General features: G+C 40.7%; 24 protein-coding genes. 18 read left to right on the forward strand and 6 right to left on the reverse strand.

What is annotated here, in order from left to right:
- Positions 1-5 precede the first annotated feature (5 nt).
- From LIT25_02835 to LIT25_02870, 8 genes are all read left to right on the forward strand, one after another.
- A complete protein-coding gene (locus tag LIT25_02835; protein USK36131.1) occupies positions 6-1,763 on the forward strand; it encodes a putative 2-aminoethylphosphonate ABC transporter permease subunit in 1,758 nt (585 codons plus the stop codon).
- Positions 1,763-2,560, forward strand: a complete 798-nt coding sequence (locus LIT25_02840; GenBank protein USK34354.1) for a phosphonoacetaldehyde hydrolase — start codon at positions 1,763-1,765, stop codon at positions 2,558-2,560. The genes LIT25_02835 and LIT25_02840 overlap by 1 nt, the downstream gene beginning before the upstream one ends.
- Positions 2,553-3,665: a 2-aminoethylphosphonate--pyruvate transaminase gene (gene phnW / locus LIT25_02845; GenBank protein ID USK34355.1), complete on the forward strand. Its 1,113-nt coding sequence runs from the start codon at positions 2,553-2,555 to the stop codon at positions 3,663-3,665. Before LIT25_02840 ends, phnW begins: the two co-directional genes overlap by 8 nt.
- Positions 3,662-4,840: a saccharopine dehydrogenase NADP-binding domain-containing protein gene (locus LIT25_02850; GenBank protein USK34356.1), complete on the forward strand. Its 1,179-nt coding sequence runs from the start codon at positions 3,662-3,664 to the stop codon at positions 4,838-4,840. The genes phnW and LIT25_02850 overlap by 4 nt, the downstream gene beginning before the upstream one ends.
- Positions 4,841-4,856: 16 nt before the next feature.
- Positions 4,857-5,624 carry a DeoR/GlpR family DNA-binding transcription regulator gene (locus LIT25_02855; GenBank protein ID USK34357.1) on the forward strand — a complete coding sequence of 256 codons (768 nt, stop codon included), beginning with the start codon at positions 4,857-4,859 and terminating at the stop codon, positions 5,622-5,624.
- 133 nt (positions 5,625-5,757) lie between these two features.
- Positions 5,758-6,219 (forward strand): GNAT family N-acetyltransferase, encoded by a 462-nt coding sequence (locus LIT25_02860; GenBank protein ID USK34358.1) that lies wholly within the window; start codon positions 5,758-5,760, stop codon positions 6,217-6,219.
- Positions 6,216-6,926, forward strand: coding sequence for a 5-formyltetrahydrofolate cyclo-ligase (locus LIT25_02865; GenBank protein ID USK34359.1), 711 nt, complete (start codon positions 6,216-6,218; stop codon positions 6,924-6,926). Before LIT25_02860 ends, LIT25_02865 begins: the two co-directional genes overlap by 4 nt.
- A gap of 92 nt (positions 6,927-7,018) precedes the next feature.
- Positions 7,019-8,350 (forward strand): amino acid permease, encoded by a 1,332-nt coding sequence (locus LIT25_02870; GenBank protein ID USK34360.1) that lies wholly within the window; start codon positions 7,019-7,021, stop codon positions 8,348-8,350.
- A 174-nt stretch (positions 8,351-8,524) separates the two neighbouring features.
- Here the strand turns inward: LIT25_02870 and LIT25_02875 are convergent, their stop codons facing one another.
- From LIT25_02875 to LIT25_02890, 4 genes are all read right to left on the reverse strand, one after another.
- A complete protein-coding gene (locus LIT25_02875) occupies positions 8,525-9,136 on the reverse strand; it encodes a VTT domain-containing protein (protein USK34361.1) in 612 nt (203 codons plus the stop codon).
- 83 nt (positions 9,137-9,219) lie between these two features.
- A complete protein-coding gene (locus LIT25_02880; GenBank protein ID USK34362.1) occupies positions 9,220-10,032 on the reverse strand; it encodes a YihY/virulence factor BrkB family protein in 813 nt (270 codons plus the stop codon).
- Between the two features lie 117 nt (positions 10,033-10,149).
- The gene (locus LIT25_02885; GenBank protein USK34363.1) at positions 10,150-10,935 is read right to left on the reverse strand and encodes an endonuclease/exonuclease/phosphatase family protein; all 786 of its coding nucleotides are present in this window, start codon (positions 10,933-10,935) and stop codon (positions 10,150-10,152) included.
- A gap of 2 nt (positions 10,936-10,937) precedes the next feature.
- The gene (locus LIT25_02890) at positions 10,938-12,578 is read right to left on the reverse strand and encodes a PTS transporter subunit IIBC (GenBank protein ID USK34364.1); all 1,641 of its coding nucleotides are present in this window, start codon (positions 12,576-12,578) and stop codon (positions 10,938-10,940) included.
- 435 nt (positions 12,579-13,013) lie between these two features.
- Here LIT25_02890 and LIT25_02895 point away from each other — a divergent pair, with 435 nt between their 5' ends.
- Positions 13,014-14,081 (forward strand): nitric oxide synthase oxygenase, encoded by a 1,068-nt coding sequence (locus LIT25_02895; GenBank protein ID USK36132.1) that lies wholly within the window; start codon positions 13,014-13,016, stop codon positions 14,079-14,081.
- A 272-nt stretch (positions 14,082-14,353) separates the two neighbouring features.
- Here LIT25_02895 and LIT25_02900 read toward each other — a convergent pair whose 3' ends face one another.
- Together LIT25_02900 and LIT25_02905 are read right to left on the reverse strand one after the other, a co-directional pair.
- Positions 14,354-15,775 (reverse strand): aldehyde dehydrogenase family protein, encoded by a 1,422-nt coding sequence (locus LIT25_02900; protein ID USK34365.1) that lies wholly within the window; start codon positions 15,773-15,775, stop codon positions 14,354-14,356.
- 48 nt (positions 15,776-15,823) lie between these two features.
- Positions 15,824-17,173, reverse strand: coding sequence for an aspartate aminotransferase family protein (locus LIT25_02905; protein USK34366.1), 1,350 nt, complete (start codon positions 17,171-17,173; stop codon positions 15,824-15,826).
- A gap of 229 nt (positions 17,174-17,402) precedes the next feature.
- Here LIT25_02905 and LIT25_02910 point away from each other — a divergent pair, with 229 nt between their 5' ends.
- The 9 genes from LIT25_02910 to LIT25_02950 all read left to right on the forward strand — a co-directional run bounded on the left by LIT25_02910 (position 17,403) and on the right by LIT25_02950 (position 26,880).
- Entirely contained in the window at positions 17,403-18,794 is a 1,392-nt protein-coding gene (locus LIT25_02910; protein USK36133.1) for a sigma 54-interacting transcriptional regulator, read from the forward strand.
- 354 nt (positions 18,795-19,148) lie between these two features.
- Positions 19,149-20,600 carry a sigma 54-interacting transcriptional regulator gene (locus LIT25_02915; GenBank protein USK34367.1) on the forward strand — a complete coding sequence of 484 codons (1,452 nt, stop codon included), beginning with the start codon at positions 19,149-19,151 and terminating at the stop codon, positions 20,598-20,600.
- Positions 20,601-20,939: 339 nt separating this feature from the next.
- Complete coding sequence (gene ablA, locus LIT25_02920; protein ID USK36134.1) at positions 20,940-22,343, forward strand: lysine 2,3-aminomutase; 1,404 nt, start codon at positions 20,940-20,942, stop codon at positions 22,341-22,343.
- A gap of 35 nt (positions 22,344-22,378) precedes the next feature.
- On the forward strand, positions 22,379-22,645 hold the full coding sequence (locus LIT25_02925; GenBank protein USK34368.1) for a YokU family protein: 267 nt from the start codon (positions 22,379-22,381) through the stop codon (positions 22,643-22,645).
- Between the two features lie 60 nt (positions 22,646-22,705).
- Positions 22,706-23,566 carry a putative beta-lysine N-acetyltransferase gene (gene ablB / locus LIT25_02930; GenBank protein ID USK34369.1) on the forward strand — a complete coding sequence of 287 codons (861 nt, stop codon included), beginning with the start codon at positions 22,706-22,708 and terminating at the stop codon, positions 23,564-23,566.
- Positions 23,567-23,595: 29 nt separating this feature from the next.
- The gene (locus LIT25_02935; protein ID USK34370.1) at positions 23,596-23,826 is read left to right on the forward strand and encodes a ferredoxin; all 231 of its coding nucleotides are present in this window, start codon (positions 23,596-23,598) and stop codon (positions 23,824-23,826) included.
- Between the two features lie 330 nt (positions 23,827-24,156).
- The gene (locus tag LIT25_02940; protein ID USK34371.1) at positions 24,157-25,524 is read left to right on the forward strand and encodes an aspartate aminotransferase family protein; all 1,368 of its coding nucleotides are present in this window, start codon (positions 24,157-24,159) and stop codon (positions 25,522-25,524) included.
- A gap of 10 nt (positions 25,525-25,534) precedes the next feature.
- A complete protein-coding gene (locus LIT25_02945) occupies positions 25,535-26,233 on the forward strand; it encodes a CoA transferase subunit A (GenBank protein USK34372.1) in 699 nt (232 codons plus the stop codon).
- On the forward strand, positions 26,218-26,880 hold the full coding sequence (locus tag LIT25_02950) for a 3-oxoacid CoA-transferase subunit B (GenBank protein ID USK34373.1): 663 nt from the start codon (positions 26,218-26,220) through the stop codon (positions 26,878-26,880). The genes LIT25_02945 and LIT25_02950 overlap by 16 nt, the downstream gene beginning before the upstream one ends.
- Positions 26,881-26,896 lie beyond the last annotated feature (16 nt).

Consider the following 26,896-nt stretch of genomic DNA (forward strand, 5'->3'; position numbering starts at 1 on the left):
TGGAGATGCAAATGGCCACTGCACATTCAAAGCTATCATCGAATAAACGTAAACGGCAAAAAGCAGGATTAAATGAATGGCTGCAGCGTTTGCTCTTGATCTTCTCACTATTAGCTGCTGCTGGTGTATTGGTACTCCCATTATTAATGCTGTTTGTCCAAGCATTTATTGACGGTAAAGGTATCTTTATTGGACTGCAGAATTTTGTCAGCTACTTTCAGTCTGAAATTCTTGTTCAATCTCTAAAAAATACACTCTTTGTTTCAAGCATTACTACAGTCCTGGCAGTAAGTCTCGCATTTGTATATGCATTTGCAATTGCTCGGACAAACGTTTATGGAAAAACCATTTTTCGCTATTCTGCATTGCTTCCGTTATTTGCTCCAACAATGATGCATGGAATTGCCCTGATGTATCTTTTTGGAAATCAAGGCTTGATTACAAATGGTTTTTTCGAAACGATTCCTGGGTTTAAGATCGATTTATATGGTCCAATCGGAATCATTATGGCTGAAACGATTTACACCTTTCCGCAGGCATTCCTGATTTTAATGGTTGCTTTATCTGGTGCAGATCAGCGGCTGTATGAAGCCGCTGACTCAATGGGAGCAAGCGGTATAAAAAAGTTTTTCACGATTACTCTTCCATCAGCGAAGTATGGTTTAATCAGTTCCATTTTTGTCGTGTTTACTTTGAGTTTTACAGATTACGGGGCTCCTAAAATAGTAGGCGGCCAATATAACGTTCTTGCGACAGATGTCTATAAGCAGGTCATTGGCCAGCAAAACATGGGCATGGGCGCCACAGTCGGCATGATTCTCATGCTTCCGGCGTTCCTTGCATTTGCAGCTGACCAGCTATCACAGCGGAAACAACAAGGCGCTGCCAGTTCAAAAGCAGTCCCTTATCAAATAAAACGCAATCCTCTAAGAGACCGTTTAGCATTTCTTTATTGCTCTGGCATATCATTAGCCGTTATTGTTCTTTTTTTAACTGTGTTCATTGCGGCCAGCGTGAAAATCTGGCCATATAACATGACGTTTACATTAGAGCATTTTGCCTTTGACAGCTTTACGGGCGATGGCTTGACGGCTTATAAAAATAGTTTGCTTGCAGCGGTCCTAACGGCCTTCTTTGGAACGATTTTTACGTTCATTTTCGCTTATATGATAGAAAAATTCAGGGGAATGATTGGACTTCGGAAATTGAGCACCTTTTTATCTCTTATTCCTCTTGCAGTTCCTGGCTTAGTCATTGGACTCGGGTATATCTTTTTTTTCAGTAAACAAAATCTGTCAATCTTTGGCTATACGGTAGCAAATCCGTTTCATTTTCTATACGGAACCATTGCCATCATTGTCATTGCAAATATCGTTCACTTTTATTCTGTTTCTTTTATTACCGCAACAACGGCATTGAAAAAACTGGACAAGGAATTTGAGCTCGTATCAGAGTCTATGGGTGTTCCGTTTTATAAAATCTTCATGAAAGTGACGGTTCCAATGTGCCTGCCGGCGATTCTTGAAGTAGCGATGTATTATTTTGTGAATGCCATGGTGACAGTTTCAGCGGTCATATTCTTATATACAGCTGATTTTAAACTTGCTGCAATATCAATCGTAAGCATGGATGATGCCGGGAATTTAGCATCAGCAGCTGCCATGAGCATCTTGATTGTTGTAACGAACATTCTTGTTCGGGTTTGCTATGAACTAATGGTGAAATGGATGAAAAATCGAAAAGCACTTAAGGAGGAACTATAATGGGGAAAATTGAAGGAATAATCTTGGATTGGGCAGGCACAACGATTGATTATGGATGCTTTGCTCCTCTCCAGGTATTTATAGAAGTTTTCGAGAATCGGGATGTGAGCATTACAGCTGAGGAAGCGCGCAAGCCGATGGGATTATTAAAAATTGATCATATTCGTGCATTATGCGAAATGCCGCGCATTAAAAAAGAATGGGTGAATGTACATGGTCTGGAGCCATCTGACCAGGATATTGAATTGATGTATGGAGAATTTGAAAAGATTTTATTTTCCATTCTTCCACAGTTTACGACGCCTCTTCCGGGTGTGATCCAAACGATACAAAAGCTGCGCGATCAAGGTTTGAAAATTGGATCTACAACTGGCTACACAAAAGAAATGATGAAAATTGTGGCACCTCATGCAAAGGAAAAAGGATATTATCCCGATTTTCTTTTCACTCCTGATGATGTAAAAGAGGGACGTCCTTATCCTTGGATGACATACATGAATGCAATGGAGATGGGTATTTATCCAATGAATAAGCTTGTAAAAGTCGGTGATACCGTTTCGGATATGAAAGAAGGCATCAACGCAGGAATGTGGACAGTAGGAGTTATCCTGGGCAGCAATGAACTTGGACTGACGGAAGATGAAGTGAGTACGCTGGGTCAAGAAGAATTAAAGGAAAAAATGAGTGCAGTCAGAGAGCGTTTCTACGAGGCTGGTGCTAATTATGTTATTAATGAATTTGCAGAACTGATTCCTTTAATTGAGGAAATGGAAAAGAGGCTGTCCGCACATGAATAATCCATACTTGCTGTTAACACCGGGACCATTATCAACTTCAAAAACAGTCCGGGAGTCGATGCTGAAAGATTGGTGCACGTGGGACAAGGATTATAACGCAATCGTTCAGGATATAAGAAAAAAATTAACTGCTCTTGCAGCTCCTGGTTCAGATGAATACACTGCCGTTCTCATGCAGGGCAGCGGAACGTTCTCAGTTGAGTCTGTCATTTCAAGCGTGATTCCAAAAGAAAAGGGGAAGCTTCTCGTCGCATGCAACGGGGCATATGGAGAACGAATCGCAGAAATGGCGGATATCCTTGGAATTCCGACGATCATTAAAAGAACTGATGAGCAGTCTGTTTTAGATATCGAATCCATTCAAGAAATACTTGAATCCCACAAAGATCTTACGCACCTTGCAGTCGTGCATTGCGAAACTACAACCGGGATGCTGAATCCAATTGAAGATATATGCCGTCTCGCAAAGAAGCATGGATTAATCACAATTGTTGATGCAATGAGCAGCTTTGGCGGAATTCCGATAGACGTCTCAGCCTTGAAAATCGATTATATGATCAGCAGCGCCAATAAATGCATTCAAGGTGTTCCGGGTTTTGGATTTATCATTGCTAAAAAAGAAGAGATTGCTAAATGCAAAGGCAATGCGAGATCTCTGTCTCTTGATTTATATGATCAATTTGAAACGATGGAGAAGCATGAAGGAAAATGGCGATTTACATCCCCAACACATGTTGTCAGAGCTTTCTTTCAGGCCCTAAATGAGCTTGAAGAAGAGGGCGGTGTATTGGCAAGATATGAACGCTATAAGGAGAATCAGCGGCGTCTTGTCGATGGCATGCAGAAAATGGGTTTTGCTGCATTGCTGAATCAAGAAAACCAATCACCGATTATTACGGCATTCTTGTATCCTAAAGACACTTCATTTACATTTGCCGGTTTCTATGAAGCATTAAAACTAAAAGGATTTGTCATCTATCCTGGGAAAATCTCTAAATTGGATACCTTCAGAATCGGAAACATCGGCGAGGTTTATCCGAATGATATAGATCAATTATTAGCTGCAATTAAAGAGACATCATCTGAAGGGGCTGTGAAACTATGAAAGTATTTTGCTTAGGCGGAGCAGGGAAAATTTGCAGAGAAGCGATTTTAGATTTAGTGGAGCATTCGAAATTCGAAAAAATCACAGTATCAGACTTCAACGAAGAAGAAAGCATGAAGGTAGTTGAGTGGCTGAATGATCCGCGAGTCGATTTTGTAAAAGTGAACGTGTTTGATCATGAGGATACAGTCTCCAAAATGCGGGGCTATGATATTGTAATGGACGGCACCACGATAACGCTGAACGGAAAATCAACGGCTTGCATCGCCGAAGCGGGCTGTCATGGCATTAATTTAAACGGCTTTGGCGAAGAGGATCCCCAGCACGAATTATTTCAGAGAAATGAAAAAACGTGTCTTCCCGGTTTTGGCATGACGCCTGGACTGACCCAGATGATGGCCATGCATGCTGCAAACCAACTTGAGACAATAGAGTCTGTAAGAGTCAGCCACGGTTCTTTCCGTCCTATTGCGTTTTCTCGCTCGATTGCAGAAACAACCTCTTATGAGTATGATCCGAATCTTCCATCAAGGGTCGTCTTTGAGAACGGTGAGTTCATACAGGTGCCTCCGTTTGCGAGACCAATGGAAATTGAGCTTCCGCAGCCTTATGGAAAAGGTGTGCAGTATATTATTCCGCACTCGGAAACGAAAACATTGGCTCAAGCTTTAAAGCATAAAGGCGTTCAGTTAATCGAGGTCCGCGGAACTTGGCCGCAGCAAAATATGCAGCTTGTGCGGGCATTATATGATTATGGTATTCTGCGGAATGATAAATTTGTCATGAACGGTACAGAAATAGGGATTATGGATTGTATCTCGGAGTATTTATATCAATCGAAAGAAGGCACAGAAACAGAGCAATATGGTTATGCCCTTCATATACAGGTCATTGGAACGAAAAATGGCGAAAGAGTTGAGCATATTCTAACCCATACGCATCCTTCTTCAGATGGCACTGTCCAAGGCTGGGAAGGATTGAGAGCCTACACACGCAACGTAGCGATTCCTTTTGCAATCGCAACAGAGCTGATTGCAAAAGGTGAGGTTGAGAAAAAAGGAATCGTGATACCTGAGGATGCTTTTACCGATCCTGAACAAATATTTAATCAGTTAGAAAAACGTGGTATATTTATCCATGAAGAAATCAATAAATTGGATGAAAATAATATTTAATATAGGAGTCTGAGGAATGTCTTTATTAGCAGAGGAAAGAAAAAGAGTCATTGCGGAGCTAATAGAAAAACAAGGTAAAGTGAAGGTCAACGATCTTGCTAAGGATTTTAACGTATCAACAGAAACCATCAGGCGTTACTTAGAAGAGCTTGAAAGTGAAAAAAAACTTAAAAAAGTGTATGGAGGCGCCGTAAAAGTGTCTGATGAAAAGGAAGAACCAGCACTTTTTGAACGGGAAATCATCAGAATTGAAGAAAAGCAGTGCATCGCACAGAAGGCTGTATCTTCTATTAATAAAAACGACGTCATTTTCATTGATGAAGGAAGTACAACTTTGCAGATGGTCAGGCCATTATGTGATTGTCCAAATGTGACCGTCATTACAAACTCCTTTCCAGTCGCATCGCTCTTGATATCATACGCCAATAAGAATTTATTTGATGGAGAGGTTATTTTTATCGGCGGAAGCGTAAGAAGCAAGCACTATCGGTCCTCGGGAGCGCTGGCAGAGCAAATGGCAAAAGAATTTTACGTCAACAAAGCCTTTATCTCGATAGACGGCATTTCCGCTGAAGAAGGCATTACTTGCTATGATCTTGAAAAGGCGGTTCTATCAAAGATACTCATTCAAAATGCAAAGGAAGTCTATGTTTTAGCCGATCACTCTAAAATTGGCTCACGCGCCAACTATAAAATGGTGCCTATAGAAAAAGTGGACAAAATTATTTCTAATGCCGATAAGCCGGCAGACTGGGATGTTTTGTGTGATTGGATTAAATGCTAAAAAAGTCGACCGATATGAACTGACCCCATAAAGTTAGACAGGTTATTTAGTTAGGCAGCCTGTTGGGCATGAGCTCGGTATTGTACCGGGCTCATGCCTTTTAATTTTGCCTAATGAAGAAAGAGGGAATTAATTGATTACAATAAAACGATGGGATTCAGCAGATTCGGAAGGGATTTCAAGCCTTGTTGAGGAAAGTAAAGGAGATGGATTTCGTTTTTTGGAAAGACTCGTTACTGAGTATCAATCTGGAGATAATACGTTTCAAAAGCCAGGGGAAATGCTGTTGGGGGCGTATCATGATGAAACTCTGATTGGTATCGGGGGCATAAATCAGGATCCATATTCAAAAAATGAAAAGGCTGGGCGGATAAGGAGGCTCTATGTTTCAAAAGAACATAGAAGGCAAGGTGTCGGCGAACTTCTATTAAGTACTCTATTAACGGGAGCTGATGATTTCTTCAATGTCGCTGTGCTAAGAACGGATACTAAGGAAGCATCCCGCTTTTATATTAAGGCAGGATTTATAGAAGATAATCTATTTGAAAACTCAACACATTATTTAGATTTGACACGAAAGGGGGACAATCAATGAAAACGAAGGACGAAATTCGTCAGAATAAGTGGGACAGGCTTGAGAAAGAGAAGCTTGGAGGATTTCCGTTTCCTTTGAAAAATAGAATCCCGAATTTTAAGGGGGCAGCGGCGGCAGCAGAATATGCAGCGCAGCTTGATGTATACAAAAATGCTGAAGTGATAAAGATTAACCCCGATGCGCCACAGCTGCCCCTTCGTGCACGTGTCATTAAAGATGGAAAAACACTTCTCGTTCCGACTCCAAGGTTAAAAGCAGGTTTTATTATGCTGAAAAGAGAATGGGTTCCTGAAGGAGAAGAGCGCAGGGCTGTGAGCTTGAAGAATATGAAACAATATGGAAAAGAAATTCCGCTATCCGGGCTGCCGAGGGTTGACTTAATTGTGGCCGGATCTGTTGCTGTTCATAAAGACGGAAGAAGAATCGGCAAAGGAGAAGGGTATTCGGACCGGGAGTATGCCATTATGAGGGAGCTTGGAAATCCTCATGTTCCTGTCATATCAACGATCCACAGCATCCAAGTGACGGATGAGGAGTTTGAGGTGGAAACATATGATTTGCCTGTGGATTATATCGTAACAGAGCTTGGTGTGATGGAAACGAACACACCATACTGCAAGCCGGACGGTATTCATTGGGATAGGGTAACAGAAGAAGAAAAACTGGAGATGCCGGTTTTACATGAGATTTGGGAGCTGACGAAATAAACCTAAATTTAGGCAGTTTTCACGTTTTAGCTTTTTTGTTAAGATAACATGTACCACAAAAGAGCATAGAACATGAGTAAGGAGAGACGAGCATGAGTTCAAATAATGAAGAATTAGCCAGAGGACTGAAATCAAGGCATGTGACTATGATTGCCCTTGGCGGTGCAATCGGGGCAGGCATTTTTCAGGGCAGCAGTTCATCCATTGAACTTGCGGGACCTGGTGTTATTTTATCTTATTTATTAGCGGGCATTATTTTATATTTTGTCATGCAGGCTATGGCTGAAATGGCTGTTCAGCAGCCTAAAGCGAAAACTTTGAGAGATTTGATTCAGACGATCCTCGGCCCGTATGCCGGATTCTTTGCAGGGTGGATTTATTTCATCAGCTGGATGCTTGTTATGGCAGCAGAAATGGCAGCTGCAGCAGGGTTTTTGAAATATTGGTTTCCAGATACTCCGCTATGGCTGCTGTCGCTGATTGTTTCTGTATTAATCACAGTTATTAACTTGTTTGCGGTTAATATATTTGGAGAGACAGAGTACTGGCTTTCTGCGTTAAAGGTATCCGTTTTGACCCTGTTTATTTTACTTGGCGGCGTTCTGATTTTTGCAGGCTTTAATGGAGAAAGTGCTGCCGGGTTTGGAAACCTTACCGCGCATGGCGGCTTTCTTCCGTTTGGCCTATCAGGTATTGCCGCTTCTATGCTTGTTGTTATGTTTTCATTTGGCGGAACTGAAATGATCGGTATGACGCTTGGAGAAACAGAAAATCCTGAAAAGGTTATTCCAAAAGCAGCACGCAGCGTTATTATCCGGATATTAGTCTTTTATGTCCTTCCAATACTTGTCATTGTCAGTCTGATGCCATGGAATGAGGTTGGCAAGCAAAGCCCGTTTGTTACGGTATTCGATACACTTGGCATTCCTTATATAGGAGGCTTTATGAATTTCGTCCTGCTGACTGCTGTGATATCTGCAGCAAACACTGGGATGTATGCTGCATCCCGTCTCCTGTATACACAGGCTTTGGACGGAAATGCACCGAAGTTTTTCTCGAAGTTATCTTCTAAACGTGTTCCTGTCAGAGCACTGCTTGCGAGTACTTCATTCTTATATGTCGGAGTAATCATTGCGGTATTTGCTGAAGGCGAAACGTTTGGCTATCTGATGGTGGTGCCTGGATATGCGATTTTAACGATCTGGATTTTGCTTACGATTGCTCATTTGAAAAGCAGAAAACCAGGAGTTGCGCTAAAAGGTTTTTTTGTAAAAAGCTATCCTTATACATCATGGTTTTCGCTAATTGCATTACTTGCGATTCTAGTTGGGATATTAATCACTTCACCGCCTATCGGTACGATTATCACACTCTCGATATGCATCATTTTGTCGCTGATTTATCTGATTGGTGCAAAAAAATAATCCAAGGGGAATCCCCTTGGATTTTTTTAGAAATAAGAAAGTATAAAATTTTGCGCATTTTTGTCTAGCTTCATCGCACAACTTCTCTGCCAGAACAAATCCGGCAAAAAAATCAAGCCCGGACTTTTCTGCCGGATTCGTTCTGCCATGCAACGGGCGCTTCCGCTTTTCTTATTAAACCTTTTGACTAGAGGAACTGGCTGAATCAGAACAATCCTTCTTCTTGTAGACAAAACGGTAGAGAAGGAATAGGACAACCGTCAATCCGACGGCAATTATTATATAAGTCTGCATATCTGACATGAATGCAGTAATCGATTTTAGGCTGCCAATCTGTCCAAGCCAGAGCATGGTGATATTTAGAGGGAATACCCCTAAAAATGTAAGGCCGGCAAATGGCAATGCCTTCACTTTTGAAAGGCCTGAAACGTAAGAAATATAGTTGCCGATTCCTAAGGGCCGTGCAATTGCAATGCTCCAAAGTCCGCATTTATTAAACCAGCGCTGTGTTTTTTCAAATGTTTTTTTCTTTTTTGTCAGCTTCTTTTTCATTTTATGCTCTAATTTATATCCAATCCAATAAGGAATAAAACTGAATACCGTGTAAACCGCACTGCCTAAAAGGGCAATCCAGATTAATTGGAGAATCGATAAATCCAGTAAATAGCCATACGCAAGGGTTATAAGTGAACCTGGAAAAGGCAGGGATGAAGCTTCAATTGCAAGACCTGCCATCAGACCCCATATTCCAAACTCCCGCAATAGATTTATGATGAAATCTAACATGAGATCTCCTTTCTCCTCTTTCGTCTTCTTACCGTAAAAGTACCCTCTGCCATATATATCAAAACTGGTACATTCAGGAGAAATCAGTCAGGACAGAACTTTTTTCTTCTGCGGCAGACGCGCATCGCATTTATTTCTCCGCCAAGTAAAATGGAGAAGGCTGTGAAATACAGCCAAATCAGTAAAATAATGATGCCTCCCAAACTTCCATAAGCAGCGTTAAAGGCTTTGAAATTATCAACGTAAAAAGAAAACCCATATGAGCTTATAATCCAGAGCGTTGTGGCTAAAAGAGATCCGAAATAGATATCAAAAAATCCAAGCTTTTCACTTGGCGCAAAATAATAAAGGGCGAGCAAAACCAAATTAATCATGAAAAATGAAAGAATCCACCTGGCCTGATTCAATAGCGGATTGATATTTTCAAGAAAGGGCGCATACCGAGTCGCACTGTCGATGATGACTTTTCCAAATACAGGAAGAAGGAGGGCGATTGTAATTGTAATGATAAGGCCAGCTGCCAAAAGCAGAGCATCAATGCGGACATAAATGAAAGGACGGGTTTCTTTAATTTCAAGTGCCCGGTTAAATGTCCGAATCAAAATATGTGTCGCGTTACTTGCAGACCAGAGCGCTGCAATCAGGCCGAATGCGAGAATGTAGCTATTTGTTTCCCCAAACAGACTTTTGATCTGTTCTGTAAGCAGCTCAGCTGTTTCAGAAGGCACGTAGTGATTAATCAATGTTAATAATGGAGAAACATCGAGCGAAAAATATGGAAACATGGCAATTAAAAAAATAAGCAGCGGAAAAAGGGAAAGTAAAAAATAATAGGCAATAACTGCTGATAAGTCGTTTAATTCGTGCTGGTGAATTCTTCTTAGCAAATCTTTCATAGTCGGCCTCCCTATAACCTTTTTAATTTCCCCGTGAGACAAAAAGGATAAACGCAAAAAGAAGAAAAAATGACAAAATAAAAAAAGGCTGCCTCTTTAAAAAGAAGCAGCCTGCATTTACATGCTAATCTCTGTCTCAACACCATAATGATCTGAAACGACAGGTTTATGTTCACCGTTGAAAATAACTTTGGATGACAGAACTTTAATCTTATCACTTGATAGAATCAAATCAATGCGTAAATCTTGTTTATTTTCATCCCAGCCGGCAATTTTGCCTTTAACGGTTATACCTGAATCCTTATCTTCAGCAAGTTTATACGTATCATATAAACCGTTTGACAGGAGGTAATCATAACCTTCATCTCTTATATCAGCGCTGTTATTGAAGTCACCCATTAAAAAAAACGGATGAGATCGGTCAAGCTTTTGAAGAAGAGAATCCATCTGGAATTTGCATGGCTCCTCTTCGTCATGCCACCAGCCAAGATGACATGAGTAAAAGGAGAGTAATCGCTCATTGTATTGAATCGTGGCACAAACGATTGACCGGGCTTTCCAGGTATTCTGACCATTGGTAACGAAGAAGATTTCATTATTGGTTATAGGATGCTTGGATAAAATGGCCAAGCCTTCCTCGTATCCAGGATATCCCATATGGGCAAAACCCCAAACGAGATGATAATCAGTTACTCCAAGCTGTTTCAGCTCATCGAGAAGAACTAACGCATAATTGTTCTTTTTTAACTGATCATAAACGACCGGCTCATCTTCAAGCTGGCTGACTTCCTGAAGGGCAATGACATCATATGATTTTTCCTGGATTGTTTTTGCCAGTGTTTTGATTTTCTCCATCTGGTTTTCTTCTTGCCAAGAGTGACAATTAAGCGTTAATAATTTCATGGTTAAGCTCCTAACGTATCTTGAATATCAGATTTTAAAACATCTGCTTTCGGTCCGTAGATTGCTTGTACACCTTTGTCTTTAATAATTAAACCAAGAGCGCCGTTCTCTTTCCATTGCGCCTCGCCTGCAACCTTGCCTGAATCTTTTACAGTAACACGAAGGCGTGTCATACATGCATCTACATCTTCAATATTAGCAGATCCGCCAAGTAAAGTAATGATAGCAGAAGCCTGTGAATCGCTGTTTACTGCACCAGTGCCTTTAGCAGCAGGCTCTTCAGAATCGATGTAGTTTCCGTTGCGTCCCGGAGTAGGGAAGTTGAATCGTTTGATCATGAAGTTAGCGATTCCAAAGTTAAGACCAAAGAATACTAAACATGCAAGAACAAAGTTCACGATATCCATCCATAAACCAGCTTTAATGATCATTGGAGTACGGGTTAATAATTCGATGAAACCAAATGAGTGAACACGGATGTCGATGATATCGACGATCGCAAATGCAAGCCCTGTTGTAATAGCGTATACAATATACAGAACAGGAGCAGCGAACATGAACATGAATTCGATTGGCTCTGTTACGCCAGTTAAAAATACTGCAAGACCTGCAGATAAGAACATTGATTTATATTTTATTCGTTTGTCTTTATCAACATTGCGGTACATCGCATAAGCAATACCGATTAGTGAAGCTGTAGAAAGAATCATTTGCCCAACTTTAAAACGGGCTGGAGTCACGTCATTTAACAACTGGTTATAGCTTGCAGTATCTCCTGCAGCAAGGAAGTTGTTTAAGTCGGCAATCCATGCAAGCCATAAAGGATCTTGACCGGATACTGTTGAACCAGCGCTTCCGCCAGTTAAGATTTCGTATGTTCCGCCAAGAGACGTATAGTTCATCGGCACCGTCAGCATGTGATGAAGTCCGAAAGGAAGAAGCAGGCGCTCAAGGGCGCCAAAGATAAATGGTGCAACAATTGGTGCCGTGTTGCGTGAAGTGGCAATCCATTGACCGAAGTTATTTAAAAGTCCTTGAATAAATGGCCAAACTAGAGATAATACGATAGCGGTTACAACAGATCCGCCGATAACTGCGAAAGGCACAAAGCGCTTGCCGTTAAAGAATGAAAGTGATTCTGGAAGCTTATTGAAATTGTAATATTTATTGAACAGGTTTGCACCAAGGAAACCTGCGATAATCCCAACGAATACACCCATGTTTAATGCCGGAGCACCTAATACAGATGTGAAGTAATCTTTAACAATTAATTCTTGTCCGAATAAAGAATTTACAGTTGCTTCAGGATCTGCAAGCATAGCAGAATTAACTCCGAAGATTGCTCCTGTAATACGGTTAATAAGAATGAACGCGATTAATGCAGCGAATGCTCCGCCAGCTCGTTCCTTAGCCCAGGAACCCCCAATCGCAACTGCAAACAGGATATGAAGATTGGTGATAATGCCCCAACCGATGTCTTCCATCACTCGCGCAATCGTTTGCACAAGCGTGATGTCTCCGCCTGACATGGCGATTAACTTGCCAAGTGAGATCATAATTCCGGCTGCTGGCATAACGGCTACAACAACCATCAAGGCTTTACCGAATTTTTGCCAGAAATCAAACGATAATAAGTTCTTCATCTTTTGCCCTTCTTTCCCCTATTAAATATAAATAGTGTAAACGAATTCATTATTAGGAAGAATTGCTTACTTATTTTTTAAAATAATGTTGTGCAAATATGAGTGCAACCTCGTGCAATCGCTTGCATAAGCCTATTTTAAATAAAGGGCTTTCATATTGCAACAAAAAAATGATAAGTTTTTCATATTTTTATAGAATATCTTTTTTCTAGAGCGAATTTCCTCCTGAGAGATATGAATTAGGCGAGAATCCTTCATATATATATTTTCCGTATAGAAAAGTTCATCAAAGTTTTGCTTGTAGTAAAAGTATGCTTCAAAAGGGATGATATACTGTAATGATATCGGAGGAATCTTTTTTTGAATAATTTACGTAGTTCTTACTATATAAGCTTGATTATTTAGGAGGTTATCGTGGCTGCTCAACTTGAATATATGGTAGAGGCAGAAAAATTTATCAGACAATGTTATCAGGAGCTGGGCAAAACGGAAGAAGAAACTGTTGCCCGTCTTTTGCAAATCAAATCTCTGCTCGATAAAGAGGGTCAGTATCATTTAACGTTTAAAGAACTTGAGCATGGGGCTAAACTGGCGTGGAGAAACAGCAATAAGTGCATTGGCCGCTTATTCTGGAACACGCTAAAAGTTGTGGATGCAAGAGACCTTGCGACAGAAGAAGAAATCAGGGACGCACTGTTTTCGCATATTGAATATGCAACCAACAACGGCAGAATCCGTCCGCTTATTACGATTTTTAAGCCTGTTCTGGATGGATCTGAACCTGTCCGGATCTGGAATCACCAGCTGCTGAGATATGCGGGTTATGAAACGGATTCAGGCATTGTCGGCGATCAAGGGTCCATCGCATTTACAAAGAAATGTGAAGAGCTTGGATGGGAGGGAGGGGGAACGGACTATGATCTGCTTCCGCTTGTCATACAGGCAGGAAATCGGGAGCCGGTGTGGTATGAAATCCCTTCTGAAATTGTGTTTGAAATTCCAATCACGCATCCTCAATACCCGGAGTTCTGCGAGCTTGACGCCAAATGGTATGCTGTTCCGATTATATCCGACATGAGCCTTGAAATAGGCGGGATAACGTTTCCTGCAGCACCGTTCAATGGCTGGTATATGGGAACGGAAATCGGGGCAAGGAATTTAGCTGACGAGGGAAGATATAACATGCTTCCAAAAGTGGCTTCAATTATGGGAATGGATACCTCCTCCAATGCAACGCTTTGGAAAGACAAAGCACTTGTTGAACTGAACGTTGCTGTATTGCACTCTTTCAAAGAAGCAGGAGCAAGCATTGTCGATCATCATACCGCTGCCCAGCAATTTAAACGCTTTGAGCACAACGAAGCGGCAGAGGGACGGGGTGTAACTGGAGATTGGACATGGCTGATTCCTCCGGTTGCACCTGCGACGACACATATTTTTCATAAACAGTATGAAAATAAAACCGTGAAGCCGAATTATTTATATCAGGATCGTGCTTATTAGGACAAGCTCATTTATGGGCTTGTTTTTTAATTTCAAGGCTTTGTTAATGCTTGGTGATGATTTTCTTAATTGACAGATCTATAAACTTGATATGGATAGGGCTGAGCGCAAACTCCATTTATTCTGCTTATTCTATATTGTACACTCTAATTAAAGGTCCCCCCTTTTTATTGAAAAAGCATCTGCTTTCACCTAAGCAGATGCTCCTTTTTGTTTCGTGTTTCTTCTATTTTTTAATCGATTTATTAGTGTTTCATAAAAGTGAAAAGTTATTAATTTTGATTAAATATGACTAATTTTTGTTCCGTCATTTCCTCAATGGCGTACTTTACACCTTCCCGTCCAATTCCACTTTCTTTTACTCCCCCATATGGCATATGGTCCAGACGGAACGTAGGGATATCATTTACTATAACGCCTCCTACGTGCAGCTTTTGCGAAGCCATTAATGCCGTACGAATATTCTCTGTGTAAATACCCGCTTGCAATCCGTAGCGAGAATCATTGACAAGCTCTATTGCTTGATCAACAGTTGAGAATTTATTGATCAATACGATAGGGGCAAACACTTCTTGGCAAGAAACTTTTTGGGACGGATCCACTTCCAATAAAACAGTTGGATGCAAAATATTTCCTTCCGATTTACCTCCTGTCGCCACTATTGCTCCTTTCTGCTTCGCTTCCTCAATCCATTCGAGGGATCGTTCTATGTCCCGGGGACTGATTAATGCAGAAACATCTGTCATCGGATCAAGAGGATCTCCTAGTTTTAGCTTTTGAGTCGCTGCAACGAATTTTTCTGTAAATGTTTCATATAGTTCTTCATGAACATAAACCCGCTGAACGGAAATACAGACTTGTCCTTGAAATGCAAACGCTCCGGTTACACAACGTGAAATGATTTTGTCAATATCAACGCCTTTGTCAATAATGACCGCCGCATTAGAACCTAATTCAAGGGTGACCTTTTTTAATCCGGCTTTATTCCGAATGTCAATGCCTACGGAGGGGCTTCCTGTAAAAGATATCTTTTGAATTCTTTCATCTGTCACAAGCTTTTCACCTATTAATTTCCCGCTTCCTGTTACAACATTGAATGCTCCTGCCGGCAACCCGGCTTCCTGGAGTAACTCAGCAAGAAATAATGAGGACAATGGTGTTTGTGCAGCCGGTTTTAAAACAACGGAATTGCCTGAAGCAAGTGCAGGTCCTACTTTATGTGCTACTAGGTTCATAGGAAAGTTAAAAGGTGTTATTGCCGCAATGACTCCTATTGGCTCCCGGACAGTATAGGCAACTCTTCCTTCTCCTCCTGGTGCAGCATCAACCGGTATCGTTTCTCCATGTATCCGTTTTGCTTCTTCAGCAGAAAATTTATATGTTTGAATCGTGCGATCAACTTCCCCTTTTGCAGTAGAAAGTGGTTTAGCTGCCTCCAGAGCAATTATTTCTGCCGCTTCATCTGATCTTTGTTCTAATAGATTTGCAAGATTCTCTAAAATCCTTGCACGCTTATAACTTGGCATATCAGCCATTGTTTTTCTGGCTTCATAAGCAGCAGTCAACGCCATTTCTACTTCTGTAAGAGTTGCTGCAGGAACTTCTGCAATCACCTCTCCACTGTAAGGAGATAATAAAGGACTATAGCTTTCTGCATTTACCCACTCACCGTTAATAAATAAGTTTTTTTTCATAATGAATCTCCTCGCCTTGCATTATTTGTGTAGTAATAATTCTTGTGTTTACTTGGCTGCATAGTTTTCTGAAGCAAGATCTGCTTCGATAACTGAGATAGAATTGTTTAGAATCTCAATCATTTTCTTGATTTCGTCTTTATTAATCGTTAACGGCGGTGCAAATACTACTATATCTTGATCATCCAAGACGACTGATCTGCAAATAAGCCCTTGTTTTGCAGCTTCTAAAACAATTGCAGGAGACAGAGGGGCAGCGTAATGTTCTTTTGTTTTTGAATCTATGGCAATTTCAATACCTGCCATCAACCCAAGCCCTTTTACTTTACCGACTATTTTTTGGTCTTGCTGGATTCGGTATAGTCCTTTTAGCAGTTCCTGTCCCATTGCTTCAGCATTTTCTATTAAATGTTCCTGTTCAATAATCTCTAAATTTTTCAATGCAACCGCACAAGCCATTGGATGCCCGCTATACGTGTATCCATGCAGCAAAGTGCCCGTTGAGAGCTCCGTTAATTCCCGATGGATCTTTTCGGATATCATGACCCCTCCAAGCTGAGCATATCCGCTTGTGACACCTTTTGCAAAGCACATCATATCAGGTGCAACACCGTAATGATCCATTCCAAAGTACATTCCTGTTCGGCCAAATCCAGTTATCACTTCATCTGTAATAAATAAAACTCCATACTCATCGCAAATTTCACGTACTTCCTTAAAATAATTTTCCGGAGCTACGTGAATGCCCCCTGCTCCTTGTACAGGTTCTGCAATAAAAGCCGCAATCGTTTCAGGACCTTCTGCTGCAATCAATTCTCGTAAAGATTGAGAAGAAAAGTTGTCTGCGTACAGAAAATCAGGAGCCAGTGAGTTCGTGAAATCCCGAAAAGCTTTCAGCCCAGTTGCACTTGTTGCCCCCATTGAGACTCCGTGATAGGATTTTGTTCTTGAAATAATCTTTTTTCTTCCTGGCTGACCTTTTAGAATCCAGTAATGGCGTGCAAGTTTATAAGCTGTATCATTCGCCTCCGAACCGCCAGAAGTGAAGAAGGTTGCGCTTAAATCTCCAGGAGCTATTTGTGCAAGTTTTGCGGCCAATCGAATGGCAGGTTCGTTGCTATATGTGGCAAAACAGGAACTGAAACCCAGTTTTGACATCTGCTCCATCGCAATTTTGCCTAATTCCCCGCGCCCATGCCCTGCGTTTACATTCCAGAGAGATGACATACCATCAATGACTTCTTTTCCTGTTACATCTTGAAGGTAGACTCCCTTTCCTTCTGTAAAAATAAAAGCAGGCCCCTGTTCTTGCTGCTGTTTAACTGGGGATGTTGGATGGATAAAATGTTTTTTATCTAACTCTCTTAATTCCTGGATTGTGTTTTCAGTATGTGTCATCATGAACACCCTTTCTTTTTGAATAAATAAATATGATCTTACCTATTTATTATGCAAGATTCGTGCCAACTAATTTTCCTAGAGTTAAGGCTGTTTTTTAGTTTAATTGATTTAAAATTAAATCAAATATGTGGTTTTTAATTTAATTATTGATTATTTTCTCTTTTTTGATTTATATTTTAATCAACATTTATAGACATAAAAGGAGGGGACCGTATTGGAAGATGGAATGCTGGGGATGGAATTAAATAAAATTATCGAAACATCGAATAATAACATTACAATTACTGATGAAAAAGGAATTATTTTACGATCTAATCGAGAACATTGGGCAATTTATGATATGCAGCCTGATACATACATCGGTACATCGGTTTATCAATTAGAAAAAGAAGGGCTGCTTTCACCTTCTATCAATGCAATCGTTTTAAAGGAAAAAAAATTCACTCGTATTATGCAGCATACAAGAACAGGCCGAGTTGTCATGTCAACTGGCTATCCGATTTTCAATAAGGAAGGCCTCCTGGTTAGAGTGATCAGCTATAGTCAGGATCAGACCGAAATATGGAAATTGCAGGAACAATACGAGGAATTACAACGCAAGATAAAGGGCTATCAGACAGAAGTCGAGGATTTAAGGGGAAAGGAACTTGGTCATCATGCTTTTATCGCTAGAAGTAATCAAACACAGCAGATTTTAAAAACGATTCATAATGTCGCTAAAACCGATGCCACGATTCTTTTTTTAGGACCAACTGGGGTAGGGAAAAGTACGTTTGCACGCGCTCTTCATAATCAAAGCAACCGAAATAAAGAGCCATTTATTGAGGTGAATTGCAGCACAATCCCAGAAAGTTTGTTTGAATCAGAGATATTTGGATATGAACCAGGATCCTTTACAGGGGGAAACAAACAAGGCAAGCAGGGACTGATTGAACAAGCTGACAGCGGTACTCTTTTTTTAGATGAAATCGGGGAACTCCCCCTTGCTATGCAAGCTAAATTATTGAAAGTGCTTCAAGAAAAAAAGATAAAGCGCATCGGCGGAAAAAAAGAAAGACTTATTAACTTCCGGCTAATCGCAGCAACAAATCAGGATCTGGAGAAGATGGTAAATGAAGGAAAGTTTAGGTTAGATTTGTTTTACCGTTTAAATGTGATACCTATTCAAATTCCTTCATTACTTGAGCGTAAAGAAGATATACCAATCTTAATTCAGCATTACTTGCAGAAAACCAATGATAAATACCAGACAATAAAAAAATTACATCCCTCGACTTATGAAGTATTGACGCATTATGAATGGCCCGGGAATATACGGGAATTAGAAAATTTGATTGAACGGTTAATTCTTACCATTGATGAACCCGCTATCTATCCCAAACACCTTCCCCTAGCCATCACAGGGCAAGTGGAACAGACGGAAGATTCCTCTTCCTCCGCAATTGAACAGGAATTAAGCGGGAAACAAGATCTTAAAAAGACGTTAGAAAAGATTGAAATACAATTGATTGCCAAAGCATATAAACAATGTAAAACGACATACGAAATGGCAGATTATTTGGGAATCAGTCAACCTTCAGTCATCTATAAATTAAAGAAATATAAGGAACATTTTTGAATCATTAGGAAGAATCTCTGATATAAAAGAAATTTATCACCTAATTTAATCTTTCCTTCGCGAACTCCTTTATCTAAAGCGAGAGGGATTGCAGCTGATGAGGTAATTCCGTCATCCACTAAACAATGTGTAGTCATTCGGAAGGCCGCTTTTTTCGCCAATCAGCTTCATTGGCTGATACGAATTGCTTGCCGGTCATTGCCAAAGCACTTGATATTATCTGAGTGCTTTTTTGTTCGATCATTCTCGGAATTAGAATTTTCAGATTCATATAGATAAAGAGATAAATAATTCATATCCAAATGCTATAATTTACTGGTAATACCATCAATTACAAAGAGCGGAGATGAGGAAATGAAATCTTTAGCAAACAAGTTTTCCACTCAATTTGAATGGATATTGAATGTGATTAATGTTGGTGTCCATATAGTTAATAAGGATGGAGATACCGTATTCTACAATGAAATGATGGCTCATATCGATGGGCTGAATCGTGAACAGGTGTTAGGAAAAAATATCTTTCAGCTGTATCCATCCTTAACGGACGAATCCAGTACGCTGTATTTGGCATTGGGAAAAGGCATAGAAACGAATGAGTCTATTCAAACCTATGTCAATTTAAAAGGGGAAAAAATAACTTCTATCAATAGCACTTATTCTTTATACGAGGAAGGTAAAGTTATTGGGGCAGTGGAAATCGCCAAGGATATTACTAAGGTCATGAGCATGTACGATCAAATTGTGGATCTGCGTTCTCAGCTGGCCGAGACCCACAAGAAAAGCAAGTTCTTTGCAGGTACAGCCACTTATCATTTTAGTGATTTAATTGGGGACAGCCCTGCTTTTCAAGAAGCTATTTCATTGGCGAAAAAAGCGGCTCGTACACATTCTCCAGTAATGATTTATGGACCTACAGGAACAGGAAAAGAACTAATTGCCCAAAGTATACATAATGTAAGTGCTCGGCGAAATCAGCCATTCATTGCGCAAAATTGTGCTGCTGTTCCAAAGGAATTAATGGAGGGTCTGCTGTTTGGTACAACGAAAGGGGCTTTTACGGGAGCGGTGGACCGTCTGGGTATTTTTGAACAGGCAAGTGGCGGTACCCTGTTTCTTGATGAACTGAATAGTCTAGACCTTGGTCTGCAGGCAAAATTGCTTCGAGTATTACAAGAAGGGGAAATACGCCGTGTTGGAGGATCGAAGGAACAGAAAATTAATGTAAAAATCATTGCTGCGATGAATATTTCTCCAGATGAGGCGTTAGAGCGGGGAATTATTCGCTCAGATTTATTTTTCCGTCTAAATGTTGTGACAATCCAAATGCCATCTCTACTGGAACGCAAAGAAGATATTCCTGAAATCGTAAATCACTTTATTCACAAATTCAATCGATCATTCGTTTCGGATGTACGAGGGATCAGCCGAAAAGCTATGCAACGGATGCTTCAATATCCATGGCCGGGGAACATTCGGGAATTGGGTCATGCTATAGAGTTAGCTTTTAACGTCATGGACGCGGGTGAAAAAACAATTGATGAACATCATCTTCCTGCTTATTTATTCCCATCAGGAAAGTATTCCGCTTTAAATACGCAGAACCATCTTCCTCCATTAAAAAATGAGATTGATTTACCTGCTGTGCTGGAAGAAATAGAAAGGGATATGATTATAAATATGTTTGAGAAATGTAACGGGAATATCAGCAAAACAGCTGAGGCTCTCAATATAAAGAGACAGGGTTTACAGTATAAGCTAAACAAATACGGTATCGAGAAAGTATATACCGGAAGAATAAGGGAATGAAAATAATCTAGATAATTTTGGAAACGCTTCCATTTTGATGAGTCAAAAGTAAAATTGTAATAAGTGAGTAATGGAATATTCTTCGAGTCTGCTGCTATCCCGAGTGAAACTAACTAAAAATATTAATAAATTTAACTTGGAGCAAATTATTTGGCTGCAAAACATCATGCGTAACGCAAAATATCTTGCGTTTTTTAAAAAGAGAGAGGGCATACAGCCCTCTTTTTTCTATGTTTTCCTCGTTTTGTATGTTGGCATCATTCTTGCAAGTAGATAAATATAAAGAACAATCCAAAGTTCTTAAGATAGAAGGAGGTAATTTTAATGAGTTTGATGGAGATGGACTTAAAACGTAAAGAATACCTTGGTGGACGCAGACACTATAATGAAATTGAACTGTGGAAAGATGTAACGGAAGAGAAATGGAATGATTGGCTCTGGCAATTAACAAATACAATTAAAACTCTGGACGATCTGAAAAAAGTTGTGAACTTGACACCGGATGAAGAAGAAGGGGTTCGAATTTCGACTCAAACAATTCCTTTAAATATTACGCCTTACTATGCATCCTTAATGAATCCGAATGATCCTCGCTGCCCGATTCGTTTACAGTCTGTACCGCTTTCGGCAGAAATGAACAAGACAAGATATGATTTGGAAGATCCGCTGCATGAGGATGAAGATTCCCCAGTGCCAGGTCTGACGCATCGTTATCCGGACCGCGTTCTATTTCTTGTCACGAACCAATGCTCTATGTATTGCCGTTATTGTACTCGCCGTCGCTTTTCTGGTCAGGTTGGCATGGGGGTTCCTAAGAAGCAATTAGACGCAGCGATTGAATATATTCGAAATACTCCAGAAGTGAGAGACGTTCTGATTTCAGGAGGAGATGGGCTGTTAATCAATGATAAGATTCTCGAATACGTATTAAGTAATTTACGTGCTATCCCACATGTGGAAATTATTCGGATTGGTACTCGTGCCCCGGTCGTTTTCCCGCAGAGGATTACAGAGAATTTATGCAATATTCTGAAAAAATATCATCCAATCTGGTTAAATACGCATTTCAATCATTCACTTGAACTGACGGAAGAAGCGAAAAAGGCATGTGATATGCTGTCGATGGCTGGAGTGCCGCTTGGTAATCAGGCTGTCATTCTTGCTGGGATTAACGATAGTGTTCATATCATGAAAAAGCTTATGCACGACTGTGTTAAAGCTAGAGTAAGACCTTATTACATTTATCAATGTGATTTATCTGAAGGGATTGGCCATTTCCGTGCCCCGGTTTCTAAAGGACTGGAAATCATTGAAGCGCTTCGCGGCCATACATCAGGATATGCGGTGCCGACCTTTGTGGTAGACGCTCCTGGAGGAGGAGGAAAAATCGCCTTGACTCCTAATTACCTCCTTTCACAAAGTCCTGATAAAGTGGTCTTACGAAACTTTGAAGGAGTTATTACAAGCTATCCGGAGCCGAAGAACTACATTCCTGGAAGTGCAGATGCTTACTTTGATGAGGTATATGGTACGGAAGAAAGAAAAGAAGCCGTGGGAATCGCTGCTCTCATGACAGACGAAAAATTCAATTTGGTACCAGAAGGCCTCCGCCGCCTTGACAAGAGAAAAGCGTATGAGAGTACTGATGAACATGCATCCTTAAAGGATCGCCGTGATAAACGGGATGAAATGAAAGAAAAATTGATGAAAGCTCAAGAAAAAAAGAATCAACCGACGGTGTAGACCTCGGTGAAAAATAAACGCAAGGGGGAATAAAGATGGATTGCTTGTGGTGTAATGCCCCAAACGTGGAGGAAAGTGAAAAAAAGGATTGTTACTGGATTATGCCTGATGGTAAACGATCAATAAAGATTCTTCAAGTTCCAGCTCTGAACTGTCCGAATTGCGGAATCTATGTGTCTGACTTGATGAATCAAAAGGTGGATGAAGCTTTATATATATATGACGTGAGTGAGTATCCTGATGAGTTTACGTATGAACAGCTTCTTTCAGCCCCTGTAAAGAAATTGTTTAATTGGAAATAGAATGCCGGGAGAAGATGATGAATCATCACTTCTCCCGAATTTAGATGAGGAGGGTACATAATGTCTGTTCAAAACCTGCCTTTTTTCACCCGAATTGAGACTGGGGAATGTTTTAAAATAGAGCTCTTTCTAGATCATGCGAATCTTCGCTTACGCATAGATGATTATCAAGGAAATATCAAAAAAGTGATAGCTCGAGCACTGGTCATCGCTCAGGAACATGGTTTTACAAAAGTGATCCTTAAAGCTAGGCAGGAAGATTTATCTGCGATATTGGCTCATGGATTTATGCTGGAGGGGAAATTGAATAGGTATTTTAATGGGAATGATGCTTATTGCATGGCATTATATTTTACCAATGAGAGGCGATCAAGCGACTATTGGATGAAAGAAGACAAAATTCTAAAAGAAATCATTGAGATTCCCAGGCTGATAGAAAAGCCGAAAATACCTGAAAATTACTCCCTTCGATTTGCTGCAGTTGAAGATGCACACGAGCTGGCAAATTTATATAGTACAATTTTTGAAACCTATCCAACACCAATGAATGATGAGCATTATATAAAAAAAGTGATAGAAGAAGGTACGATCTTCAGTGTTATCCAATATGAAGGATCCATCGTGAGTGCCGCATCCGCGGAGGTAAATGATATCTATCATAATGCTGAACTAACAGACTGTGCGACTATCCCTCATCATAGAAAGCATGGTTTTATGAAGGTGCTTCTCTCGGCATTAGAACAAGAACTTATCAGGCGAAATATTTATTGTGCCTATTCTTTAGCACGAGGTTTGTCAATGGGGATGAACGCTGTTTTTCACCAGCTGGGATATGAATATGGAGGAAGATTAACAAAGAATTGCAATATTTGGGATAAGTATGAGGATATGAATATTTGGGTTAAAGATTTATCTTCTTGAAAGGATTTTTAAAATAGGAGGAAATTTTTATGGCTAAATACACATGGGTAGATAAAGATACTTGTATTGCCTGTGGAGCATGCGGTGGAACAGCACCTGATATTTATGACTTTGACGAACAGGGACTTGCTTTCGTTGTCTTGGACGAAAATCAGGGGATTGCTGAAATTCCTGAGATTCTTCATGATGACATGCATGAAGCAATGGAAGGCTGCCCTACAGAATCAATTCTCATTCAGGATGAACCTTTTAATAGGTAAACCCGGTTTCAAAGATTCAAATTTGCCATTTTTTTTCATTTATTTAATAGAATTTTTCCAATAGATTTAGGGAATTTGGACGGTCCACTCCTTACACCTCATTTCACCCTTGATATTAACGAATAGCGACCCTGAACTTAATAGATCATAATTTATGGTATTACCAGGAACTTGCTTCTGAAACATATTGTACGAATGTACCGATTGCAGGGAATGGACAGTGGAAATCTAAATTGTTGTTCCTTTTATATATTCAAATTAATAGGTTAACTGATTCATAGAAATAGAAAAATGAGTAGTGGGCAAGAAACTTAAAAAAGGAGAGATGAAATGAAGCGGAGTCATTTGATTAAGCCTATTCTAGATTATAACTATCCCACCGTCTCTCATGGGAATGGAATATATCTTTATGACATGGATGGTAATCAATACATCGACGGATCATCAGGTGCGGTTACAGCAAGTATTGGTCATGGAGTATTAGAGGTTGTTGATGCCATGATGGTGCAGGCAAGCAAAGTTTCTTTTGCATATAGATCTCATTTCACAAGTGAAGCCGCAGAGACATTAGCAAAAAAGTTAAGTGAGTTAGCTCCAGGAGACTTAAATTGGACGTTTTTTGTAAACAGCGGATCTGAAGCAACGGAAACGGCGATGAAGATAGCGATTCAACATTGGCAAGAAAAAGGATATGAGCGGAAAAATCGCATCGTCTCCCGCTGGACGAGTTATCACGGGATTACGATGGGTGCTTTATCAATGTCCGGTCATGTGTTAAGAAGAAAACGTTTTGTTCCGTTATTAGAGGATTTTCCTGGTATATCTGCTCCGTATTGTTATCGATGTCCTTATAATAGTGAACCTTCTAGCTGCAAGCTGCAGTGTGCAAATGAATTGGAGACGGCCATTCAAAGAATTGGATCTGAGAATATTGCCGCATTCATTGCCGAACCAATTATTGGGGCATCCGCTGGTGCTGTTACACCGCCTGACGGATATTATCAAAGGATTAAGGAAATATGCGAGCGTTACGACATTCTATTTATCGCTGATGAAGTTATGACAGGAATCGGACGTACGGGAAAAATGTTTGCCATGGAACACTGGGGCGTTACCCCAGATATCATTGCATTGGGTAAAGGAATGAGCGCTGGCTATACTCCGATGGCTGCCACTTTGGTTAGTGATCGTGTTATGGAACCCATTTTAAAAGGCTCAAAATCAATCATGGCTGGACACACTTATAGCGCAAATCCACTATCTGCTGCTGTTTCCTTAGAAGTTCTTAATTACATTGAGCGAATGAATTTGGTTCAGGAAGCGGAAGAGAAAGGACAATACCTATTGCAGCAATTACATGGACTTGCTGAGAGATTTGACATCATTGGTGATGTGCGGGGAAAAGGGCTTCTTCTGGGACTTGAGTTTGTTTCCAATAGAATTTCAAAAAAATCATTCCGCTTGCAAAATGGCATTACCTCAAGGATCGTAAATAAAGCATTTGAGAAGGGATTGTTGATCTATCCCGCTTCTGGTGCTATCGAGGGAATCGAGGGCGATGCGGTTATTATTTCTCCGCCGCTGGTTATTTCAAATGAAGAAATTGACCGTCTTGTAAAGCTGCTGGAAGCATCAATTGAGGAATTACAGCATGAATTGCACGCGGAAGGCCTGATAGAGAACATGCAGGCTATTTAGGAGGAACGATATGAAGCAAGTCATTGCGAAAAAAAACAAAATTGTGACCATAGAAGAAGCACTCAAGCATATCAACGATGGATGTACACTCATGTATGGAGGGTTTGGGGGAGTGGGGACTCCGCCAACACTCATACAGGGCATCCTGAACAAGGGCGTTAAGGAACTAACTTTGATTGGCAATGATGCAGGATTCCCTGATATCGGAATTGGCCGGCTAGTGTCTGATGAAAGAGCCAAAAAGGTCATCGCCTCTCATATCGGATCCAATCCTAATGCGGGTCGGCTCATGAATGAAGGAAAGCTGCAAGTGGAATTCTCTCCGCAAGGGACATTAGCTGAAAGGATTCGTGCAGGCGGAGTAGGCTTGGGCGGAATTTTTGTCGATATCGGGATTGGCACGATAGCTGAAGAAGGCAAGGACAAAATCGTAATCGGCGGAAAGGAATATTTGATCGAAACGGCTTTAACCTCAGAAGTGAGTGTTGTCTATGCCAAAAAGGCAGATCCGCTTGGAAATCTGGTGTATGACAAGAGTGCCCGCAACTTCAATCCGCTGGTAGCGATGGCAGGAGCCTTTACCATTGCAGAAGTCGAAGAAGTTGTTCCGGCAGGCGAACTGGATCCGGAGTGTATTGCCACGCCAGGTATTTATGTAGATATGGTAATTCCAACAGAAGGGGTGAATTGGAAATGGGCATGGGAGTAGATGTACGAATTCGCATCGCCAAACGCGCTGCCAAGGAAATCCATGATGGATTAATTGTCAATTTAGGTATTGGCATTCCTACCTTAGTTGCCGATCATTTACCTCAAGATATCCATGTGCTGTTCCATGCGGAAAACGGTGTCCTTGGTACAGGTCCCACTCCGAATCCGGGGCAAGAAGATCCTGCTCTCTGTAACGCAGGAGGGTTCCCGATTACGACCGTAACAGGGGCTTCTTACTTTGACAGTGCAACGGCATTTGGCATGATCCGTCGAGGATACATCGACATTACCATCCTTGGTGCATTGGAAGTTAGTGAAAAAGGGGATTTGGCCAACTGGATTGTCCCAGGCAAACGGGTACCGGGAATGGGCGGAGCAATGGAGCTGGCCCAAAAAGCAAAAAAGGTGATTGTCTTGATGAATCACGTGAATAAGCAGGGTGAATCAAAGATATTAAAGGAATGCACGCTTCCTTTAACCGCAAGACAAAGTGTAGATTTAATTATTACCGATATGGCTGTCATGGAGGTTAAAAAAGAGGGATTGGTGCTGAAGGAAGTTATGGCACCTTATACAGTCGATGAAGTGATTGCGAATACAGAGGCGACGCTTAAAATCCCGGCTGTTGTCAACAGCATTGAATAGCTAAGAGGAGGCATAA

It is taken from the genome of Bacillus sp. F19, assembly GCA_023823795.1.
GTDB lineage: Bacteria > Bacillota > Bacilli > Bacillales > Bacillaceae > Bacillus_P.

What these genes read in the sequence shown, in the direction of transcription:
- LIT25_02840 (USK34354.1), top strand. Translation starts at nt 1,763, where the DNA reads ATGGGGAAAATTGAAGGAATAATCTTGGATTGGGCAGGCACAACGATT.
- phnW (USK34355.1), top strand. Translation starts at nt 2,553, where the DNA reads ATGAATAATCCATACTTGCTGTTAACACCGGGACCATTATCAACTTCA.
- LIT25_02900 (USK34365.1), bottom strand. Translation starts at nt 15,775, where the DNA reads ATGAAAAAAAACTTATTTATTAACGGTGAGTGGGTAAATGCAGAAAGC.
- LIT25_02850 (USK34356.1), top strand. Translation starts at nt 3,662, where the DNA reads ATGAAAGTATTTTGCTTAGGCGGAGCAGGGAAAATTTGCAGAGAAGCG.
- LIT25_02885 (USK34363.1), bottom strand. Translation starts at nt 10,935, where the DNA reads ATGAAATTATTAACGCTTAATTGTCACTCTTGGCAAGAAGAAAACCAG.
- LIT25_02925 (USK34368.1), top strand. Translation starts at nt 22,379, where the DNA reads ATGGATTGCTTGTGGTGTAATGCCCCAAACGTGGAGGAAAGTGAAAAA.
- LIT25_02910 (USK36133.1), top strand. Translation starts at nt 17,403, where the DNA reads ATGCTGGGGATGGAATTAAATAAAATTATCGAAACATCGAATAATAAC.
- LIT25_02905 (USK34366.1), bottom strand. Translation starts at nt 17,173, where the DNA reads ATGACACATACTGAAAACACAATCCAGGAATTAAGAGAGTTAGATAAA.
- LIT25_02895 (USK36132.1), top strand. Translation starts at nt 13,014, where the DNA reads ATGGTAGAGGCAGAAAAATTTATCAGACAATGTTATCAGGAGCTGGGC.
- LIT25_02890 (USK34364.1), bottom strand. Translation starts at nt 12,578, where the DNA reads ATGAAGAACTTATTATCGTTTGATTTCTGGCAAAAATTCGGTAAAGCC.
- LIT25_02865 (USK34359.1), top strand. Translation starts at nt 6,216, where the DNA reads ATGAAAACGAAGGACGAAATTCGTCAGAATAAGTGGGACAGGCTTGAG.
- ablB (USK34369.1), top strand. Translation starts at nt 22,706, where the DNA reads ATGTCTGTTCAAAACCTGCCTTTTTTCACCCGAATTGAGACTGGGGAA.
- LIT25_02855 (USK34357.1), top strand. Translation starts at nt 4,857, where the DNA reads ATGTCTTTATTAGCAGAGGAAAGAAAAAGAGTCATTGCGGAGCTAATA.
- LIT25_02875 (USK34361.1), bottom strand. Translation starts at nt 9,136, where the DNA reads ATGTTAGATTTCATCATAAATCTATTGCGGGAGTTTGGAATATGGGGT.
- LIT25_02940 (USK34371.1), top strand. Translation starts at nt 24,157, where the DNA reads ATGAAGCGGAGTCATTTGATTAAGCCTATTCTAGATTATAACTATCCC.
- LIT25_02945 (USK34372.1), top strand. Translation starts at nt 25,535, where the DNA reads ATGAAGCAAGTCATTGCGAAAAAAAACAAAATTGTGACCATAGAAGAA.
- LIT25_02880 (USK34362.1), bottom strand. Translation starts at nt 10,032, where the DNA reads ATGAAAGATTTGCTAAGAAGAATTCACCAGCACGAATTAAACGACTTA.
- LIT25_02915 (USK34367.1), top strand. Translation starts at nt 19,149, where the DNA reads ATGAAATCTTTAGCAAACAAGTTTTCCACTCAATTTGAATGGATATTG.
- LIT25_02835 (USK36131.1), top strand. Translation starts at nt 6, where the DNA reads ATGCAAATGGCCACTGCACATTCAAAGCTATCATCGAATAAACGTAAA.
- LIT25_02950 (USK34373.1), top strand. Translation starts at nt 26,218, where the DNA reads ATGGGCATGGGAGTAGATGTACGAATTCGCATCGCCAAACGCGCTGCC.
- ablA (USK36134.1), top strand. Translation starts at nt 20,940, where the DNA reads ATGGACTTAAAACGTAAAGAATACCTTGGTGGACGCAGACACTATAAT.
- LIT25_02870 (USK34360.1), top strand. Translation starts at nt 7,019, where the DNA reads ATGAGTTCAAATAATGAAGAATTAGCCAGAGGACTGAAATCAAGGCAT.
- LIT25_02935 (USK34370.1), top strand. Translation starts at nt 23,596, where the DNA reads ATGGCTAAATACACATGGGTAGATAAAGATACTTGTATTGCCTGTGGA.